This is a genomic window from Deinococcus alpinitundrae (genome assembly GCF_009982895.1).
In the GTDB taxonomy this organism is placed as follows: domain Bacteria; phylum Deinococcota; class Deinococci; order Deinococcales; family Deinococcaceae; genus Deinococcus; species Deinococcus alpinitundrae.
In genome coordinates, this window is record NZ_WXZL01000307.1 from 1 (window position 1) to 264 (window position 264).

The following is a 264-nucleotide window of genomic DNA, read 5'->3' on the forward strand; positions in this document are numbered from 1 at the left end:
TTAATCCTTTCGTTAACTTATTCACTGCTTGATCATACTGCTTTATCGCGGTTTCATTTTTGTTTAAGCGTGCTTCAATGGTTTTCGCGTATTCATTATTGGATGTTTGTAATTCTATCTGACTCACTTGAAATTGTTTAACCATATTTTCTGTTTCCGATTTAATATCTTTTAGTTCTTCTTGCATGGCTGTTTTGAAATCTTGTTTTAAATTATCACTATCAATGCGTTGAATATAGTGTTTCATTGCGCTAATAAATCGTT

Annotated in this window: 1 protein-coding gene; it reads right to left on the minus strand. The window is 31.1% G+C overall.

All coding sequences use genetic code 11. The features are described 5' to 3' along the window. On the minus strand, nucleotides 1-247 hold a 247-nt coding region (locus GUI70_RS23515; RefSeq protein ID WP_438503516.1), incomplete at its 3' end, for a hypothetical protein. Nucleotides 248-264: the final 17 nt, after the last annotated feature.